The sequence below is a fragment of the Planktothrix sp. FACHB-1365 genome (assembly GCF_014697575.1).
Taxonomy (GTDB): Bacteria; Cyanobacteriota; Cyanobacteriia; order Cyanobacteriales; family Microcoleaceae; genus Planktothrix.
Map to the genome: position 1 here is coordinate 933703 of NZ_JACJSC010000001.1, position 18519 is coordinate 952221.

The 18519-nt window shown below is 39.0% G+C and carries 16 protein-coding genes; 5 read left to right on the forward strand and 11 right to left on the reverse strand.

Annotation, left to right across the window (positions count from 1 at the left end):
- Positions 1–74 precede the first annotated feature (74 nt).
- On the reverse strand, positions 75–3065 hold the full coding sequence (locus H6G57_RS03960; protein WP_190516144.1) for a family 10 glycosylhydrolase: 2991 nt from the start codon (positions 3063–3065) through the stop codon (positions 75–77).
- 345 nt (positions 3066–3410) lie between these two features.
- On the opposite strand from H6G57_RS03960, the gene H6G57_RS03965 reads away from it, so the two are divergent.
- Positions 3411–3683, forward strand: a complete 273-nt coding sequence (locus H6G57_RS03965) for a hypothetical protein (RefSeq protein WP_190516146.1) — start codon at positions 3411–3413, stop codon at positions 3681–3683.
- Positions 3683–4111 (forward strand): type II toxin-antitoxin system VapC family toxin, encoded by a 429-nt coding sequence (locus H6G57_RS03970; protein ID WP_190516148.1) that lies wholly within the window; start codon positions 3683–3685, stop codon positions 4109–4111. Before H6G57_RS03965 ends, H6G57_RS03970 begins: the two co-directional genes overlap by 1 nt.
- Positions 4112–4121: 10 nt before the next feature.
- Here the strand turns inward: H6G57_RS03970 and H6G57_RS03975 are convergent, their stop codons facing one another.
- Both H6G57_RS03975 and H6G57_RS03980 read right to left on the reverse strand, forming a co-directional pair.
- Positions 4122–7532 carry an AAA-like domain-containing protein gene (locus tag H6G57_RS03975; RefSeq protein ID WP_190516149.1) on the reverse strand — a complete coding sequence of 1137 codons (3411 nt, stop codon included), beginning with the start codon at positions 7530–7532 and terminating at the stop codon, positions 4122–4124.
- A gap of 3 nt (positions 7533–7535) precedes the next feature.
- Positions 7536–8777 (reverse strand): AAA-like domain-containing protein, encoded by a 1242-nt coding sequence (locus H6G57_RS03980; protein WP_190516151.1) that lies wholly within the window; start codon positions 8775–8777, stop codon positions 7536–7538.
- Between the two features lie 149 nt (positions 8778–8926).
- Between H6G57_RS03980 and H6G57_RS03985 the strand changes: the two genes are divergently transcribed.
- Entirely contained in the window at positions 8927–9742 is an 816-nt protein-coding gene (locus H6G57_RS03985; RefSeq protein WP_190516152.1) for a phospholipase D-like domain-containing protein, read from the forward strand.
- Between the two features lie 168 nt (positions 9743–9910).
- On the opposite strand, the gene H6G57_RS03990 is transcribed toward H6G57_RS03985, so the two are convergent.
- From H6G57_RS03990 to H6G57_RS04005, 4 genes are all read right to left on the reverse strand, one after another.
- Positions 9911–10912, reverse strand: a complete 1002-nt coding sequence (locus H6G57_RS03990) for an ATP-binding cassette domain-containing protein (RefSeq protein WP_190516154.1) — start codon at positions 10910–10912, stop codon at positions 9911–9913.
- Positions 10913–11178: 266 nt separating this feature from the next.
- On the reverse strand, positions 11179–11844 hold the full coding sequence (locus H6G57_RS03995; protein WP_190516156.1) for a DUF3318 domain-containing protein: 666 nt from the start codon (positions 11842–11844) through the stop codon (positions 11179–11181).
- Between the two features lie 93 nt (positions 11845–11937).
- Entirely contained in the window at positions 11938–12822 is an 885-nt protein-coding gene (locus H6G57_RS04000) for an alpha/beta fold hydrolase (RefSeq protein WP_190516157.1), read from the reverse strand.
- 11 nt (positions 12823–12833) lie between these two features.
- The gene (locus H6G57_RS04005; RefSeq protein WP_309235650.1) at positions 12834–13460 is read right to left on the reverse strand and encodes a hypothetical protein; all 627 of its coding nucleotides are present in this window, start codon (positions 13458–13460) and stop codon (positions 12834–12836) included.
- 119 nt (positions 13461–13579) lie between these two features.
- Between H6G57_RS04005 and H6G57_RS04010 the strand changes: the two genes are divergently transcribed.
- Positions 13580–14752 carry a ferrochelatase gene (locus H6G57_RS04010; protein ID WP_190516159.1) on the forward strand — a complete coding sequence of 391 codons (1173 nt, stop codon included), beginning with the start codon at positions 13580–13582 and terminating at the stop codon, positions 14750–14752.
- Between the two features lie 118 nt (positions 14753–14870).
- On the opposite strand, the gene H6G57_RS04015 is transcribed toward H6G57_RS04010, so the two are convergent.
- Genes H6G57_RS04015 through H6G57_RS04025 form a run of 3 tightly spaced genes read right to left on the reverse strand, consistent with a single transcriptional unit; the run spans position 14871 to position 17320 of the window.
- Entirely contained in the window at positions 14871–16349 is a 1479-nt protein-coding gene (locus H6G57_RS04015; RefSeq protein WP_190516161.1) for a CoA-acylating methylmalonate-semialdehyde dehydrogenase, read from the reverse strand.
- A 24-nt stretch (positions 16350–16373) separates the two neighbouring features.
- The gene (upp, locus tag H6G57_RS04020) at positions 16374–17009 is read right to left on the reverse strand and encodes a uracil phosphoribosyltransferase (RefSeq protein ID WP_190516163.1); all 636 of its coding nucleotides are present in this window, start codon (positions 17007–17009) and stop codon (positions 16374–16376) included.
- A gap of 41 nt (positions 17010–17050) precedes the next feature.
- Positions 17051–17320: a hypothetical protein gene (locus H6G57_RS04025; protein WP_190516165.1), complete on the reverse strand. Its 270-nt coding sequence runs from the start codon at positions 17318–17320 to the stop codon at positions 17051–17053.
- Between the two features lie 109 nt (positions 17321–17429).
- Here H6G57_RS04025 and H6G57_RS04030 point away from each other — a divergent pair, with 109 nt between their 5' ends.
- On the forward strand, positions 17430–18047 hold the full coding sequence (locus tag H6G57_RS04030; protein ID WP_190516166.1) for a hypothetical protein: 618 nt from the start codon (positions 17430–17432) through the stop codon (positions 18045–18047).
- A 19-nt stretch (positions 18048–18066) separates the two neighbouring features.
- On the opposite strand, the gene H6G57_RS04035 is transcribed toward H6G57_RS04030, so the two are convergent.
- Positions 18067–18303 carry a hypothetical protein gene (locus H6G57_RS04035; RefSeq protein WP_190516168.1) on the reverse strand — a complete coding sequence of 79 codons (237 nt, stop codon included), beginning with the start codon at positions 18301–18303 and terminating at the stop codon, positions 18067–18069.
- Positions 18304–18519: the final 216 nt, after the last annotated feature.

The following is an 18519-nucleotide window of genomic DNA, read 5'->3' on the forward strand; positions in this document are numbered from 1 at the left end:
TTGCTCCTGATCATTGCATCATAATTGTATATGAGAAATGGTGCGTGCGACTTCGCCTTACGCACCCTACAATTTTAATTCCTAATTCTTCGTTCTCCATACCGTAATAACATCTCAATACTCGCCAAACGATTTCCCCAACTAGAGACTTGATAGGGACGTTCTAAGGCTTGTAAACGCATAGAAGTTTGGAATTGTTTTTGAAACGTTCCTAACTTTTGTTGAGCAATTTCTAAATTTTGAGAAGAGGGGTTATCCTCTAATTGTTTTAAGGTTTGGGCTAAATCTTCCGCTTGGGTACTCAAGGCTTTTAGTTCCCCATCTCGAATCCAAAGTTGATCATTAGATAACAGAAAACTCCATTCTCGTTTTAATGCTAAATACCGATCATGGGCTGCTGCAAAAGGTTGTCGATAGGGAATTGCAGGTTGAGTTGTTTGAGAAGAATTTTGAGTCCGGCGAAAATAGTTTTGTAAATTATTACCAATGGTTTCAACGGCAAAAATTGAATAGCCTCCGGTGGATAAATCCCGTAAGGATTGTAATTGATCAATCGCTACAATTTCAGGAAGATTCAATAACTTAATCGCCGGACTAATTAACGCCGATCCTAACCGTTGTTCTTGAGTTAAAGGCTGAGTAATTCGCTTTAAACGGTTTGTATCCATCGCATAAGTCATGGGTACAATTAAATCGACATAACCTTGTTTCGCCCACACTTCCCAATGTTGTTGAATTTTCAGAATCCGTTCCTGTTCAGGATGGGGAAATACCGCAACGGATAAAATCACATTGGGTTTTTGTTGTTTTAAAAATTGTGAAACTTCGGCTACAAAAGAAGTGACTTGATCCGTTTTAAACTGCGTCCATTGATTCCATAATTGAGGATTTTTGCGTGTGATATTAACCGGGTCAACTCCCGTTAATTGTCGAAATTGTTCCCGTCCAGCTTTTCCATAACCATAGGTGTAATTTCCCCCTGGATCTTGGAACGGATAACGAATATAATCTAACTGTAACCCATCCACATTATAGGTCGTTACAATTTCATTAATTAAACGCAGGACATAAGCTCGGGCTTCTCGGTTTGCTGGATCAAGATAAACTTTATGATCGCGGGTATTTCTTAACTCTCCATAATTATTAATATTCACCCAATCAGGATGGGCTTGAATGACCGGACTTAAAAAACTACTGGGTTGTCCTAAAAGTTGATTATGGCGATCATTTCCCACCGCAAATACCCAAATCCAAGCGTGTAATTCCATCCCCCGTTCATGGGCTAATTTCACCGCCGATTCTAATGGGTTCCATCCTCGAATTAAGGGGTTTTGTTCAGGCGCGATGCGGCTGGGATAAATCGGATAACCCGCATTAATGGTTTCAAAATAAACTGTATTAATTCCCGCCGACGCTAACCGATCAAAGACTTGCGCTAGTCCGGCTTCACCCCCCGCTTTAACAATGGTTCCTCGGTCTAACCAAACCGCCCGAATTTCTGCTCCTAAGCGTTCTCCTTCAGTGGGATAATGTTGCCATAATTGTTGACGAATTTCTAACCATTGACGACGAGCTTCTGCCCAATTTTGATGAGCTACTAATTCAGGAAAATCCTTAATTACCTGTCGAGCTTTGGCAATCATTTGATCCGATTGTTTAAAATTAGCACTTGCTAAACTACCTCCCTGGGTCGCCATTAATTGAGTAGAAGCAACTTGTAAATTAATCGGAACATTACCCGAATTTGAGGCAATTAACGCATTTTCAAATCGTCCTAATAAATCGACTAATTCCTGACGCATGGCGATGGCCGTTAATTCCTCAATGGGTTCATTTCCTGGCTGTACTTCTAACCCCGCAGGCGCCGTTTGTTCGGAAGGGTCAATAAAATTATTGGGAACTGCTGGAGTATTGGGTAACGTCCGAGTGGCGGTGACAGTCGGAGGGGGTGGTGTCGTGGAACGGGGTGGAGAAGGCGGCACCTGGGGAACCGTTGGCGGTGTGACGGGACGGGGTGGAGCTATAGCTGTTGGCTGTACCGTTGGTGTTATCGGTTGGGGTAGGCTGGTGTTGGAACGGGTCGGGACAGCAGGAGGAGGCGCGGGGTTGGGACGGGTTGCTACCGTCGGGGTAACAGGTGGCTGAGGTGTGGGGTTGGGACGGGTTGCGACTGGGGGCGGCGTTGGGTTGGGACGAGTGACAACGGCTGGTGGTCTGGGGTTTGCGACTGGGGGCGGCGTTGGGTTGGGACGGGTGACAACGGCTGGTGGTCTGGGGATGGGACGGGTTGCGACTGGGGGCGGCGTTGGGAGGGGAGAACTCGCGACGGGAGTTGTGGCTGTTGTCCCTAAACCATGACGACTGACGGCGGCTTGTAACCACGCAATATCCATATCCGCCGAGGATTGATTTCCCCAACGCCAGCCTAAATAAGTGGCTTTTTGGGTGGTAATGACCGCCGGAGAACTGCCACTGGCTTCCCAAATGCCTGCGGTATAACTTTCTAAGGTGGTGGGAATGAGAACCCCCCCTTCAACAGGGTTTGGGTTTTGCTGCATTGGCCCCCAAGTGGTGAGGGAGGGACAAAGGGTATCTCGACTGCGACAGCGATTTTTAGCGACTTGGGGTTTAGCGGGGACGGTGAGGGGAAAAGCCCAATAGGAACCTAAAATTGAGCGCAACAGTTGACGGACTAAGGGGGTAGACCGTTCTCCTACAGGGCCACTGGCAATCACCTGTCCCCCTTGTTTGGCCCACTCTTGCAGAACTTTGGCTTGTTCGGTTTTAATTACTGTTGTATTGGGTAGGAATAAAACGCGAATTCCTTGCAGATCAGTAACGCTTTTAATATTGTTTAAATCAACGGTTTGATAGGGAATTCGACTGGCTTTTAACCGTTGTTCAATACCATTCCATTCGGCGAGTTGTTCGGTATCCCGAATCACCCCTAACGTTGCGTTGGCTTGGCTGAGGGAGGTTAGGGGAATCGATAATTGTAAAATTGTACTGGCAAGAGTCCCCAGGAGAATCTGTTGGAAAAACGTTTGCGATCGCCGTTGAACCATTGGTTTCTATTAATTTTTGACTAATAAAATAAATCGAAGTGCTATATCACAAATAGACAGAATTGTCAAGTCTATTTTTCCAGACTAAACCTTAATTTCTGCCCAATTCCCTCTCATTCCAATTCCACACCCCTAAAATTGGAGGAGTCTTACACAAATCTTTACTATTCTATCAGGGATAGGAGTCAAAACGATAAACTCGATTTAGATGTTTGTTGCTTTAATCGTGCTTTTGATCATCCCTTGCTAAAGAGAGCAACCTGTTATATTAATAATCTTAATGTTGCCATCTCAAATCCTATAACTTGGTTAATATCCGTTTTTCAATCTGAAGGAGACTCTAATATGGAAACGATGAAATTGCGATCGCATATTGGAATCAATGGCATATTGCAAATCCAAATGCCTACCGATCTTAAAAATACTTCTGTTGAAGTGGTAGTCGTTTTACAGCCGTTACCATCTGAGGAAACTCAACCCCAGTATAACGCTTGGGGAAAACTAACAACTAAAGAATCAATGACTGAAGCCGTTACCCAAATCCAACAATTACGAAAAAAAGTAGGATTAGATAAAAATTCAATTCGAGAAATGATTGAAGAAGGACGTAGGTTTTAATGCGGTTTATATTAGATTGTTCCGTAGCAATTAGTTGGTGTTTAGTGGATGAAAATAATGATTATGCTAATACTATACTGACAATAATGCCCAATTGTGAAGTTTATGTACCGAGCATTTGGTCACTAGAAATTGCTAATACTTTATTGGTTGCTGAACGCCGTAACCGGATCACACCTGAGCAATCAGAGTTAGCTATTGCTTTATTACAATCACTATTAATTCATATTGACGAAGCTACGAATATTCATGCACTCTCGTCAACTTTGGTACTGGGAAGAAAAGAAGGTTTAGCAGCCTATGATGCAGCTTATTTAGAGTTAGCATTACGGTTGAAATTGCCGATTGCAACACTTGATACCCGGTTGGCGGAAGCTGCAACTCGCTGTGGAGTGCAGTTGCTCGTTGTTGAGATCAACAAAGCCTAATATTGTTATTTCAATCAACTCCTAACCATGCTTTCCCCCGTGCTATTAATTCTTCTAAACTCTCAAACAGCCAAAATCGTACTGTTCCATCAGTATAAACTGCAACAATATTTTTACAGTCGGGCGTAAAACAGACACCTAAAACAGAACTATCCAACTCAATAAAATCAGGTTCACCTTCTAACAAATTGCCCTTATATCCTCGAAAATCTGCTAACAAATTTCCCTGTAAATCCCAAACTTTAACAGTTCCATCATCGGAACCAGTAACAAGGTATTGACCATCAGAGCTAAAACATACAATGGTTATTAAACCTGTATGATCTATGAAGGTATGTAATGCTTCTCCTTCTATATTCCAAAGCTTTGCTGTTTTGTCACGGGAACCAGTAGCGAGATATTGACTATCGGGGCTAAAACATACACTTGTTATCCAGTCGCTATGACAATCGAACGTTTTCAACAGTTCTCCCTCGATATTCCAGAGTTTAGCAGTTTTGTCAAGGGAAGCAGTGGCTAAATAGTGGCCATCTGGGCTGAAGCATACACCCATTACTGTATTAGAGTGGCCTTTGAAACTTCTCCGCCGTTTTGTTTGTACATTCCAAAGTTTAGCAGTTTTGTCATCAGAAGCAGTCGCTAAAAATTGACCATCAGGGCTAAAACATACATCCATTACTGTTTCAGAGTGGCCTATGAAAGTTTTACATCGTTGTGTTTGTAGATTCCACAGTTTAACATTTGTATCATCAGAAGCAGTCGCTAAAAACTTACCATCTGGACTGAAACACAAACCCAGTGTATAATTATAGTAATCTTTAAAGTAATGCAGTCGTTTTCCAGTAAAATTCCAGATCTCTACTTTTTCCTGAGCAGCAGCAGTAGCCAGGTATTGACCATCAAAACTAAAACATACACTTGTTAGGCATTCCGAATCCATCTTGAAAGTTTTCAAGTGATTTCCCTCAATATTCCAAAGTTTGACAGTTTGGTCATAAGAAGCAGTAGCAAGGTATTGACTATCAGGACTAAAGCACACACTTGTTATCACCGCAGAATGATGCCTCAAGGTATATAACAATCGTCCTGGCTTATACAAACCGTTATCTAACCATTCTTGCTCATGTATATCCCAAAGTTTAATTGTTTTATCACTGGAAGCAGTAGCAAGATATTTTCCATTAGGACTAAAACATACGCTCATTACCCAACCTCTATGCCCTTTTAAGGTAGTCTTTAATTCTTCTGTCTCTATATGCCAGACGTTGGTAGTTTTATCAGTGGAAGCAGTAGCAAGGTATTGACCATCAGGACTAAAACACACACTTGTTATCCTCGCAGAATGACTTCTGAAGGTAGCTTGGCATTGCTTAGTTTCTAAATTCCAAAGTTTAGTGGTTTTGTCAGCAGAAGCAGTTGCTATATATTGACTATTTGGGCTAAAACATACACTTGTTACTTGATCAGAGTGACCGTTAAAGGTTTTCAATTCTTTTCCTTGAAAATTCCAAAGTTTAGCAGTATTGTCATGAGAAGCGGTAGCAAGGTATTGGCTATCAGGACTAAAACACACACTTGTTATTTCATCAGAATGACCTGTGAAGGTGTACAAAAATTGTCCCTGTATATGCCAAAGTTTAACGGTTTTATCGCGAGAAGCAGTTGCTATGTATTGACTATCTGGGCTAAAACACACACTCGTTACCTGGCTAGTATGACCTTTTAAACAATGTAACAATTGTCCGTGTACACCCCAAACTCGTGCAGTACCATCATAGGAAGCAGTTGCTATGTATTGACCATCAGAGCTAAAACACACACTCTTTATGCAGGCCTGATGACCTTTGAGTTCTCGCCCTTTGCGAATTTGGCTGAGGATTTGTTGTAAAGAAAAGTAAGGGGTAGCGACTGGTATATGATTGAGGAGTTCAGCATCATATTTAACGAGTTCTTGCCATTCTTGTCGTAGTTGTTGTAATTCTTCCGCAGCTTGAATCGCATCGCGTAGGGCTTGCAGATGGTCAATATTTCTATAAAATAATCTTAAAGTTTGTATTCCTTGTCGCTCCAGTTGGGTTCCTTTTTGGACAAGTTCAAGAATTTTTGTGCCTTTTTCCTTCGCCTGTTTCAGTTCTTGACGTTCATAGTCTCGACTAGCATTCAAAAAATCTTGATCTTCATCACTTAAACGTCTTCCTTTTGCATCCTTCAATGCTTTTTCTAGGATTCCCCCAGTTAAAAGCTGTCGGTTATCAGTTCGCCCTGACTTTCGCCACGCCACTAAATTCTCATGATAAAAATTTCGCTGGTTAGCAAGCTCTTGTTCTAGCCAATTCGAGTTAAAAACTTTTTGATAAATTTTATTATAAACCTGCAAACAACCATTTTTTTTAACAACTAAGCCAGATAATTGAAGTTTAATTTTATCATAGCCATTATCTGCCCTTAAGGTTTGAGTAGGAGAACTGATAAGCTGTTGATATATTTCTAATAGTCGGCTAGTGTATGCTTCATCCTTGAGGATGCGATCGCGAATGGTTCTAAGATGTTCAGGATTATCATTAGCCTCCCAATTCTCAATCATTGTAGATTCCACTAACTCATCAACATTATGATTAGGAAATTCTAAAATTTTATCGAATACTAACTTACAAAGCTTTTGAGTTAAAAATGGCTGTCCTCCTGTCCAATCTAAAACAGATTTTAAAACATTTTCAGGAGCATCAACAACTTTAGCTATTCCATTAATTAAAGATTTCTTCGCTTCTTCAAATTCAAAACCTTTTAACTCAATGGCTTGACCAATATTAAAAGGAGTTCGCGTTTTATCTTGGATCAAATCAGAAGGCGTTGCAACTCCTAACAAACAAAATGTTAAACGGTTGTAATCAGAATTATTCACTCGTTGATTGTAGCAATATCGAATAAAAGCAAAAAAGTCATCAGTAGAAAAGCTACAATTTAGAACACTGTCAATTTCATCAATAAAAATAATAATATTTTGAGAAACTGATTTTAATAAAAACTCCTCAAATAACTCACCAAGCCTTTGAATTGGCGAAATAAAATTACTACTATTCCACCACTCTCGCCAGTTAAGCTGACTAGGAAGGCGGAAAGTTCTCATAATTCGATAGACAATTCCTGTATACCATTGTTCAGGAGAAACTTGATTACTGCCAATACCTGTTAAATCAATTTCTACACACGCAAAACCTTCTTGTTTTAACCTGTGCATTGTTCTAACTCGTAAGCTAGATTTTCCCATCTGCCGAGAGTTCAGAACATAACAAAATTTTCCAGCTTTTAAACTTTCATAAAGTTCTGTATCTGCTTGTCTAACGACATAGGTGGGATCATTAACAGTTAAACTTCCCCCTAAAGTGTATTCATCATTGAATGGAATCGGCTGATTACTCATTTTTTATAACCTTTCATTAAAATATAAGCGATATAAATTACAGCGAGGTGTCACATTATTACCTTCCTTAGCAACTAACCCTAAGCTATCCAACTTAAAGCCTAATTCATCATCAATCCTGACAGGTTGATCAGCCTCTAATACTATTTTAAAAGCTGCTGCTAATTCTACACTTTGTTTAAGAGTATCGCTAATATCTCTAAGATAATTGGTATAAATTCCTGCATTAGTTGGAGCAGTTTCTAAAATTTCTTCTATTGTTAAATTAGGATGAGCTTGTATTTGCTCAAAGATTTGCCGAACTAGATAGGGATGACCGTCTACCATATCCATCAAATTGCTAACTGTATTAGAATCAACAGTAACACCATATCGTCGAGATAAATCTTGAACTTGCTCAGTGTTAAACCCCGGTAATTCGATTGGCTTTCCAACATTGAAAGGTGAGTTATTAATGCTTAATTTTGGATAATTAGAAGTAGAATAAGCAATTACAAATCTTACTTTTTGCCACAAATCATTAGTTTTTGTAGTTTCATACCAAAACCGTAATAATTCAAATAAATTGGTAGAGATAGTTTCTAAATGAAAAACTCGATCTACATTATCTAATCCTAAAATAATAGGAAATTCTAAATGAGACAATATATAATCTTCCAAATAATATGTACAATTATCTTTGCTTCCTATGGTTTCATCCCAAAGATCAGCCAAGGAATGATTTAAGTTTAATGAGCGAGTTACAGCTATACAAAGAGAACGTAGTAATTTATCAATATTCGTAATTTCATCTTCCTGAAGTTGGAGTAAATTCCAGTTAGCAGTTTTATAACCTTGTTTTTTAGCTTCTTCAAAAATCTGAGTCATTAATAAGGTTTTTCCCATTTGCTTCGATGCTCTAATCCTTAGTAAAGAGCCAGGTTTTAAAATTTCTTGATAACAAATTGTTTCAATGGGAGGACGTTCAATATAAAACCCAGATGGTACTAAACCTAACTGTTGCCCTATCTCTAGTAAACTATCCCGTCTTGAATGACGTTCATCACTATGCTCCTTATCTGTACCAATATTAAAATCATCACCTAATTTTTCAATATGTTTTCTTATTGTGCTTTCTTTTATTCCCCAAGCTTCAGCAATTTCAGCATCAGTTTTTCCTTCACACATCAAGCGAAATACTTGTTTACGTTTTTCAGGTAAATCATTAAATATCTGCGATGGGTCTTTTTGTCTCATAGTATCCATGATTAGTGAGCATTTTTAGTATATCAATTAGTCTTTACACAAGCCATACACAAAATTAATCTAATTTGTGTATAAATTGATTATTCTTGTCCATTCGGTGTGTAGGATTCCCTATGCAAATATAAAAATGTTCATAACGAGGAATAAATATGTTTTTACCCAACAGCTACGATTATTCTAATTTACCTAACCGTAAAACACCCGATCTTGATCTGCGTAGCTTCTCTCAATTTGACACCCGTTTGGCTCACTGTCAAAAGTGTTTAGCCATTCAACCGAACTTACAACGCAACCAACAAAAACAAATTTTCTGCCCAACTTGTGGAATTCAATATATTGTCAATAGTCCTGAACCTGCAAAAGTAATTCAAACTTATTTCCGAGATAAAAATCTCTACTTTAATGATAACAATCTTGATATTGAGCATTTGAAGCAATTAGGAGCGATCGCACAACGCCTTAATACTGACCCCGATTATCCCCTCATGGCAGGTTTATTAAAAGCAATGAGTCTGGCTAAAAAGTTTATCCATTTTACTAGCCTTGGAATTAGTCATCAATTTTTAGGCGCATTAAAATTAACATCCCAACAGATTCCAGTTAAAGGTATTGTTTCGTTAACCTCTAGTCAAACTTATCTATTACCCGAATTATCTAACTATACCCATGAAAGCCCAAAGTTAGAGATTAAACCCATGTGTGAAACTATTTTTAATTGGGATATAATTCCCCATCAAAAACTAATTGTTATCGATGGATTAATAGCTTTTAAAGGCAGTGCAAATTTAACCGTGACAGCTTGGAGAAAAGCCGAAAGAAATTTAGAAGAAATTGAAGTAATCACGAATATGGATGAAGTAATTTATCTTCATAATCGCTATTTTTCAACCGTTTGGGCTGATTTTAGTTCTGATGGAAAAGCCATTATGATTGATTACGATAACCTTGAGGATATGGCAGCTTAAAAAACATCAATTCCTGTAGGGGTAACGCGCACGTCGCCCAATATATCGGTTTAAAAAAGCGATCGCTCATTAATTTTATCCGGCGATCGCTTTTAGAAACTCGGTTTTTATTATAACCTTTGCTAATCGTTATAGCGGTATGCGATCGCGTAGCCACCGCAATCTTAGTTAATTAACAATTCCAGCCTTAAAAACTCGACCAATAACATCTTCAATTGGAGGATCACTTACGGTTAAATCGAGGACATTGAATTCAGCTAATATTTTAGCAACCGTAGCTGTTAAAGTATCCCGTTCTACTAATAATCGTACCACTTGACCTTCCATCGATTCTATTTCTCCATAGGTTAATAATTTCTGCTGACAGCTTGCTAAGGTATCTCCTGAACAATGCTCTAATTCTATTTTAACTTCTCGATAGGGGGCAAATCGTTCTAATAAACCTTCTAAACTACCATCATAAATAAGCTGTCCTTGATGAATTAAAATCACTCGTTTACACAGTGCAGTAATATCAGCCATATAATGACTGGTTAACAACACCGTTGCTTGATAACGGCGATTATATTCAGCTAAAAACTCCCGCACATTCACTTGAGCATTGACATCTAATCCTAACGTCGGTTCATCTAAAAATAAAACTTGAGGACGATGTAATAAAGCTGCCATTAATTCGGCTTTCATTCGTTCCCCTAAAGACAATTTTCGCACGGGTTGTTTTAACTTTCCTTCTAGGGATAACATCTCCGTTAATTCCCCTACCCGTTGCCGATATTCTGCATCAGACAAACCATAAACAGCAGCATTAATTTTTAAAGAATCTAAGGTGGGTAAATCCCAAATTAATTGCTGTTTTTGCCCCATGACTAGGGTGATTTTTTGTAAAAATTTAGATTGACGTTTAAAGGGGGTATGGTGAGCCACTTCAACATATCCACTAGAGGGATAAATTAACCCGGTTAGCATTTTTAATGTGGTGGTTTTTCCTGCCCCATTTGCCCCTAGAAATCCAACCACTTCACCGGATTCAATTTTAAAGGACACCCCCTGAACCGCCTGGACATTCCGATAGGTTCGTTTGAAAAAATGATTAATTGTTCCTCGAAATCCAGGTTCTTTAATCGCAACGGGATAAACTTTACTTAGCTGTTCAGCAACAATAATTGACATAGTTTATTTAAAATTTTCTGCTTATTAGACATCAGAAACCGGGTTTCTGTCGTGATCTTTCGTTGTTGAATCCAGATTATTTGAGAAACCCGGTTTCTCTGAACATTGCTTAGACATCAGAAACCGGGTTTCTGTCGTGATCTTTCGTTGTTGAGTCCAGATTGTTCAAGAAACCCGGTTTCTTGTTATAAAATTTTAGGGTGCGTCGCCAATAAGTGTAACGCACCCTAGATAGAATAATGGCAGCTTGATTTAATGCCAATCAATTAATTAAATACATTTTCTGAACTAGAAGAAGTATCGCTTCCTCCTTTCACTCTAGCTTTAGCTTTAGTTGCACTGCGTTTGAGGGCTTGCAGTCGAGCTTCATAACGCGCTTTTTGACGTTTTTTCGGAGTTTGATCGACTAAAGTTTTTAACGCACTTCCTAAACTTTTATAAGCATTGGGTAAGGTATAACCGAAACGAGTAGCTAGAGAAATAGCTTTTTCATCCGCATCTAATGATTCCTGTAACGTGCGTTCTCCGTTATTTTTCTGATAAAGACGATAGCCGGAAACGCCACATAATGCCAAGGCTAATAATAATAGCAGTCCGTCCTGTACCCACAGTTCTCCAACGGCGCCCCCTAAACCAATGGCTAAGGCTGCCATTTCCCAACCATCTCTGGGAATCGTATCATTTTGAATCCGGGCTACTTCATGCCAAAATAGCAAATTGCGCTGATCCATTGCCAACTGTTCCCAACGAACCAAGTCAATTTGAATTTCAACTTGATCCTTGCCAATTTCTTCGCAACGGACGAGGGGTGGGTTAACTTCGACGGTTTTCTCGACCGTCACCCAACTCTGCAACTCAGGGGGAAGTAAGCCTTTTAATCGCCGGAGTTCGCTCATTTCGGCTCTGGCAGTGGAGGTTGCATAGGATGTCATAGTTTCCGGCTCACGAAATTTCCAAAAACAACGGGTTGTATTTGATCTTATTGTATCGTAGTTCGTTTGCAACTATCTTGAGACAGTCAAGGGTTAACCGTCAACCGCATTTAAAAACTGTCGGACGTTTTGTAAATAGGTTTCGGGATCTTCTAACATGGGAAAATGGGCGGTATCTTTGAGAATCGCTAACTGAACTTTAGGGTTTAAAGCGGCAGCTTGTCGTCCCATTTCGGCGGGAATAATTTGGTCATGTTCTCCAGCTATTAATAACGTTGGAACGGTTAATTTTTTAAATTCTTCTGGTAGCCATTCTGTTGCTTCTTTACAAACCGAGGTTAAAACGGTTCCATAAGCGGCATCAAAATCAGCTAATAAGAAATCTTCTAAAAAGGCTTGGCTTAAGGGTTTAGGAATGGGACGGTGAAGAAATCGAGCCATAAACATTTTATCAACCCCTGGAATTAAGCTTAACCATTTGGGGCGAAACATGACGACATAACGACTAAATTTGTGGAAGGCGTTAAAGGTTTTTTCATCATATTCAAAAATGCCACTACAGGTTAAAATCGCTTGTTTGACTCGTTGGGGATATCGATTTAAAAATAATAAAGCAATAGAACCCCCCATTGAGTGAGCATTCAGATAAATTGTATCTAAATTTAATTGATCTAATAACGTATATAAATCTTCAGCATATTCAATTAATTCATAACGCTCTGATGCGCCTGTATCCGTTACCGCTAGGGGTAAATTTGTGCGTCCAAACCCGCGTAAATCATATATTAAACAATCAAATTGATCTGATAAGGCTTCGGCGGTACTTTCCCAATATCGTCCTGAACCGCCCCAACCATGAATAAATACCATCACGGGTTTTGAACCCGGTTTAGAATTACCTGTTGTCACCCACTCGCAGTAATGCTCGACACCATTCACAGAAATTAAGGTTTTATTTAGATTTGTGGCTACAGTCATTTTCTTAAAGGTTAAATCAATAAGCTTGATTTTAAAATATTTTGAATAAATAATGTTGCTGTTGTTGGCGTTGCTGTTTTTAATCCTGTTGATGTTTCATGGTTCCACCATCCTTTTGTGGTTTGGGGCGATCGCCATAATTCTAAATGTTCAACGGCTGGATCAGCATAAAAACTTTCGTTTCCGCTTCCTAATAAAGCTGAACTCCAATGGGTAAAATAATCATGACTAATTCGATAAATGGGGAAATTTGCCACTAATGGAACTCCCCAACCATCAATGGCAATAAAGCCTTTAACCGTTCCTCCGAAGTGTTGCCAAGTCAAAGCAGCCCCAATTGCCCCCACAACTCCCGCACTAAAACTAATAATTATTATAGCAGATTTAGGGGTATTTTGTTGAATAAAATTATAAATCTGAAAACTAGAATAAGCGGGATATTCCTGAGTGGGAAAAATTAATAATTCTCCTAATTGTTGTTGCTCTTCCCAATTTTCTATAATTCCATTTAAAAAACATTCTGTTAATTCGATTTCATGAATCCCCGGACAAATTAATAACATTTTTGCTCGTAGGGGTGGGGTTTCCCCACCCAACCCATAATCAGCAAATTTTAACAGGCAAGATGCCTGTTCCACATTACCCCCTTCCCTATCCCCCCATAGGGGATGTTAAACTTTTAAGGAGAGTTTATCTAGGGAAGAGAACATTTCCCTAGAAGGACTTGATAGCAGCACTTGAACGCGAGGACAAAAACGTGGTTGCGACTCCTGAAAAACTGGAAACCATTTCTTCAGCACCTACCTCAACAGAGGGTGAAAATCGAGTGGCGGTTTTACTCATGGGTTATGGTGAAGTCGAAAGTTATGAGGACTTTGCCAATTATAACGAACAAGCGTTAAATCTTTTAACCGCTAAATTTGCCCCCGTTCCCACTTGGATTTATCCGCCTCTGGCTAAACTTTTAGCCATGTTTGATCTCCATGAATGGAGTCATCAACATGGTAATTTTATTTCTCCCCATAATGCCATTTTTGAGAAACAACGGGCCGGAATTGAACAACATTTAAAAGAAAAATGGGGCGATCGCATTAAAGTCTTTAAAGCCTTTAACTTTTGCGCTCCGTTTCTTCCTGAACAGGTTTTAACCGAAATTAAAGCCGAAGGATTTGATAAACTGTTGATTTATCCGTTATTAGTTGTTGACTCTATTTTTACCAGTGGTATTGCGGTTGAACAGGTGAATAAAGCCTTAGAAAAGTTAGCAGAAGAAGATGAACATTGGGTGAAAGGTCAACGTTATATTCCTTCATTCTATAACGAACCTGCCTATATTCAACTGCTAGAACATTTAGTGGAAGATAAAATTCAGCATGAACTAATTCAAGCTTATCTTCCCTCTCAAATTGGCATTGTTTTAATGAATCATGGGTGTCCCCACAAAGCCAAAGGATTTACTTCGGGAATTGATGAAAGTCAAGCGTTGTATGAGCAGGTACGGGAAAGTTTAATTAACCGTTATCCGTTAATTTCTGTGGGTTGGTTAAACCATGATACTCCGTTAATTGAATGGACTCAACCCAACGCTGAATTAGCCGCGAGTAATCTAATTGAATTAGGAGCAAAAGCGGTGGTATTTATGCCCATTGGATTTGCCACAGAAAACCATGAAACCTTGTTAGATGTTGAACATATTATTGAGGCGTTGCGTCGCAAATATTCTGATGTTAAATATGTTCAAATGGAGTGTGTTAACGACCATCCAGAATTTCTAAAAATGGCAGCAAATTGGGCAAATCCCCAAATTGAAGCGCTGTTCAATGAAATGGCTTTAGCCGTTAATCCGGCTTTGGCGAATGTTCATAGCCATGATGATCACCATCATCATAGCCATGATCATGATCACGGTCATCATCATCACCACCATTAAAGCAGGTAGGGGCGAGGTCTTCTCGCCCTTAACCATCAACAAAATCCAAGGCTTTTATCTTTCCTAACCTCATTAGTTTTCGATTTTTTTTCGTTGATTTATTATCTATAAACTTAGGTTAAAATTGTCGTGACCAGTCGGATAACCATCGTTCAACAACAACTTTGGTTTGGGTAAAAAATTCAACGGCGTGTTGTCCTTGACCGTGTAAATCTCCAAAAAAGCTATCTTTCCAACCACTAAAAGGAAAGAATGCCATCGGTGCAGCAACTCCAATATTAATCCCAATATTTCCCGCTTGAGCTTCATAGCGAAACTTCCGCGCCGCCGCCCCACTACGGGTAAATAAACAAGCCATATTTCCATACTCGCTTTGATTAATAAAAGCGATCGCTTCTTCAATGGTATTCAGATGAATTAAACTTAATACGGGGCCGAAAATTTCTGTACGGGCAAGTTCTCCCTGGGGATTAATATCTTGTAAGATTGTTGGACGCACAAAATAACCTTGTTCATAACCGGAAATTTTAGGATTTCTGCCATCAATTAAAATTTTAGCACCTTCATCTTTTCCCTGTTGAATTAATCCTTCAATTCGAGTTTTACTTTGAGCAGAAATAACCGTTCCCATTTGTACATTGTTATCTAATCCATAGCCAACAATTCGAGTTTCAGCAACGGAGGCGATCGCATCTGTAAAACTCTGTTTTGCTTGACCAACGGTAATAGCAATGGAGGTAGCTAAACATCGTTGTCCGGCGCAACCAAAAGCACTATCGGCGATAATTTTTGTGGTCATTTCTAAATCAGCATCCGGTAAAATAATCACCGGATTTTTAGCGCCGCCTTGACATTGTGCTCGTTTTCCATTCGCTGCTGCGCGACTATAAACATATTTAGCAACGGGAGTAGAACCGACAAAACTAATGGCTTTAATATGAGGATGATCTAAAATAGCATCAACGGTTTCTTTCGCTCCATTGACTAAATTTATCACCCCTGGGGGTAATCCTAATTGATCTATTAAAGCAAATACTTTTTGCATCGTTAAGGGCACTTTTTCGGAGGGTTTAATAATACAAGTATTGCCACAGGCGATCGCATAAGGAAAAAACCAAAAGGGAATCATCCCCGGAAAATTAAACGGAGCAATTATTGCTACAACTCCCAGAGGTTGACGAATCATAATTTCATCAATTCCCCTAGCAATATCTTCAGAATTGTAGCCTTGAATTAAGGTAGGAACGCCACAAGCCACTTCAACATTTTCAATTGCTCGTTGTAATTCACCCAGAGATTCAGCGAAGGTTTTTCCACATTCTAGGGTAATAGTTTGAGCTAAATCCTGTTGATTTTGCTCTAATAATTCTCGGAGTTTAAATAAATAACGAATGCGTTCTGTAACGGGGGTTCTTCGCCAGGATGCAAAGGATTGTTGAGCAATTTCTGCCGCATGATTAAGTTCTGTTGCCGGAGATAGAGGAACTTTTGCTAATATTTCTAAGGTTGCTGGATTAATCACATTTAGGGTTTCTATGGCTTCAGAAGAACACCATTGACCATTAATATAGTTGCTTAGAATTGGGGAAGTTGTCATTTTTTTATCTCCTAAATTATAGGGTTATTTTGTTCCAAATAAGCGATCGCCTGCATCTCCTAAACCCGGAATAATATATCCATGTTCATCGAGATGATCATCAATAGCAGCCGTATACAAGGGAACTTCGGGATGATAAGAATGGAAATGCTCAATACCTTCTGGTGAAGCAATTAAGCACAGAAATTTCAGGGATAAAGGGTTTGTTTGTTTCAATCTTTGGATAGCTGCAACGGCTGTATTTCCAGTAGCAATCATGGGATCAACAACTAAAACTTCTCGTTCTTCGATATCATCAGGTAATCTAAAATAATATTCAATTGGAATAAAGGTTCGGGGATCTCGATATAAGCCAATATGGCCGACTCGCGCTGAAGGAATTAATTCTAAAATACCATCTAAAATTCCCTGACCTGCCCGCATAATTGAAACAATAACCATTTTTTTCTCGGAGGCTAAAATCGGCGCTTCCATCGGGCCTAAAGGGGTTTTAATGGATTGTTTACGGAGGGGTAAATCTCGCGTAATTTCATAAGCCAATAACATACTAATTTCTCGCAACAATTGACGAAACTTGGCGGTACTGGTTTCTTCCCGTCGCATCAAGGTGAGTTTATGTTGAATTAGAGGATGTTGAATAATCGTAACGTTTGGATACATGAGTAATTTGGGGGAATTAGTGAATATAATCTCAATACAAATTAGCTTATCTTAATAACGTTTTGTAAAATACAATCAGCACAAAAAGTAATATCTCTTGCGGTTTGGGGTGGCTTAGGGCCAATAATAGACTTAAACCACTGGCGATCGCGATCGAGTAAACTAATTAAAGCAATGGGTGTTTTACAACTATAGGTAGCCAGAAGGGTCAGTTGATCAAAAGAAGGTTCGGCTTGTGTATCCAACATTTCATAGTGATACAGTGCATCTAATCGTTCTTTTTCGGTGTTGGGAATCAACGCAGGTATCATAATAGCATCAAGTTTGAGTCAACAGTTGCTATTGTATCTTAATTTTAGTTTTCTAGGACAAATCTCTATTTTTATGATGTTGAAAAAAAGCCAAGTTTTGAAGCAGTGTATGATCGGTTTAACCAGTTTAATGAGTAGTTGGATAACGCTTAACTATTCCCTACTTCCGGTACAAGCTGAGGTGATTTTTTCGTCCGGTGAAGGTAACGGTTCTTTTGGATTACTGAGTGATTTTGATGGCAAATACTTTTCGGGACAACAACAAATTGGTTATGAATTTTTGATTCGCCAAATTGTTGAAATTGATCAAATTCATTGGAATGGTCAATATTTTCCTGATGGGAAACCTTCAGAGGCTCAATTTTCCATCAGAATTTTTAAAATTGTTGAGGGAATACCAGAAGTTACACCCCAAATTAATATGCAGTTAAGGGAAGTTCGCCAAACTCAAACGGATATTGAGCGTTTTTCCCATCCTGTTTTTAATTATGTGGGTTTAGTGCAACCCTTTAGATTAGAACCGGGACGTTATTTACTTTCAATTGTTAATAATACTCAGGGTCATTCTGATGATTGGTTATGGATGACTACTGATCCCAAAACTCAGTTATTGGGTGTGGATCTAAAAATCTTTTTTCGAGATCAGGATGGGATGGCTTGGAAAAGCGGATTAACAGGAAAAATGTCATTTACAATTTTAGGGAAACCCGCCTCCAATTCTAATTAAAAATCCACTAAACCTGAAATTACTCATCTGTGGTTAAGAATTTTTCCAGGGAATAATTACCTAGAATAAGTAACCCAAGAATCAAGCTGAGTTTAATGAACCAAGGTGTAGCGACAAAGAACCAAATCAGACAGGCTACACCAATTAAAGTTGCTAAAAGTTTGGGTAAGTCATCAATTTTCCATTGGGGATTACCAAGACTAACCCAAGCGGCTAGACAACTAATCAACAAAGGAATCAAGTAAATCGGAGCCATTGTTGTTGTGCCCTAACAGATCTTATTCATAGTATACTGAATTACCAACTTTGTTCCCACTTCTCCTGATAGACCTCTAAAATTTAACATTTATATATAAAGGAAGAAGCACTTCGAGAGCAGATCGCCTAAAAACCCCAAATTTAACGTTATATAGCACTACCCATTAAGCTATTTAACAATACTAAACCTTGTAATAAGGGTTATAACTTACTG

What these genes read in the sequence shown, in the direction of transcription:
- upp (WP_190516163.1), bottom strand. Translation starts at nt 17,009, where the DNA reads ATGTATCCAAACGTTACGATTATTCAACATCCTCTAATTCAACATAAA.
- H6G57_RS04030 (WP_190516166.1), top strand. Translation starts at nt 17,430, where the DNA reads ATGATCGGTTTAACCAGTTTAATGAGTAGTTGGATAACGCTTAACTAT.
- H6G57_RS03995 (WP_190516156.1), bottom strand. Translation starts at nt 11,844, where the DNA reads ATGACATCCTATGCAACCTCCACTGCCAGAGCCGAAATGAGCGAACTC.
- H6G57_RS03990 (WP_190516154.1), bottom strand. Translation starts at nt 10,912, where the DNA reads ATGTCAATTATTGTTGCTGAACAGCTAAGTAAAGTTTATCCCGTTGCG.
- H6G57_RS03960 (WP_190516144.1), bottom strand. Translation starts at nt 3,065, where the DNA reads ATGGTTCAACGGCGATCGCAAACGTTTTTCCAACAGATTCTCCTGGGG.
- H6G57_RS03965 (WP_190516146.1), top strand. Translation starts at nt 3,411, where the DNA reads ATGGAAACGATGAAATTGCGATCGCATATTGGAATCAATGGCATATTG.
- H6G57_RS04025 (WP_190516165.1), bottom strand. Translation starts at nt 17,320, where the DNA reads ATGATACCTGCGTTGATTCCCAACACCGAAAAAGAACGATTAGATGCA.
- H6G57_RS03985 (WP_190516152.1), top strand. Translation starts at nt 8,927, where the DNA reads ATGTTTTTACCCAACAGCTACGATTATTCTAATTTACCTAACCGTAAA.
- H6G57_RS04015 (WP_190516161.1), bottom strand. Translation starts at nt 16,349, where the DNA reads ATGACAACTTCCCCAATTCTAAGCAACTATATTAATGGTCAATGGTGT.
- H6G57_RS03980 (WP_190516151.1), bottom strand. Translation starts at nt 8,777, where the DNA reads ATGGATACTATGAGACAAAAAGACCCATCGCAGATATTTAATGATTTA.
- H6G57_RS03975 (WP_190516149.1), bottom strand. Translation starts at nt 7,532, where the DNA reads ATGAGTAATCAGCCGATTCCATTCAATGATGAATACACTTTAGGGGGA.
- H6G57_RS03970 (WP_190516148.1), top strand. Translation starts at nt 3,683, where the DNA reads ATGCGGTTTATATTAGATTGTTCCGTAGCAATTAGTTGGTGTTTAGTG.
- H6G57_RS04000 (WP_190516157.1), bottom strand. Translation starts at nt 12,822, where the DNA reads ATGACTGTAGCCACAAATCTAAATAAAACCTTAATTTCTGTGAATGGT.
- H6G57_RS04035 (WP_190516168.1), bottom strand. Translation starts at nt 18,303, where the DNA reads ATGGCTCCGATTTACTTGATTCCTTTGTTGATTAGTTGTCTAGCCGCT.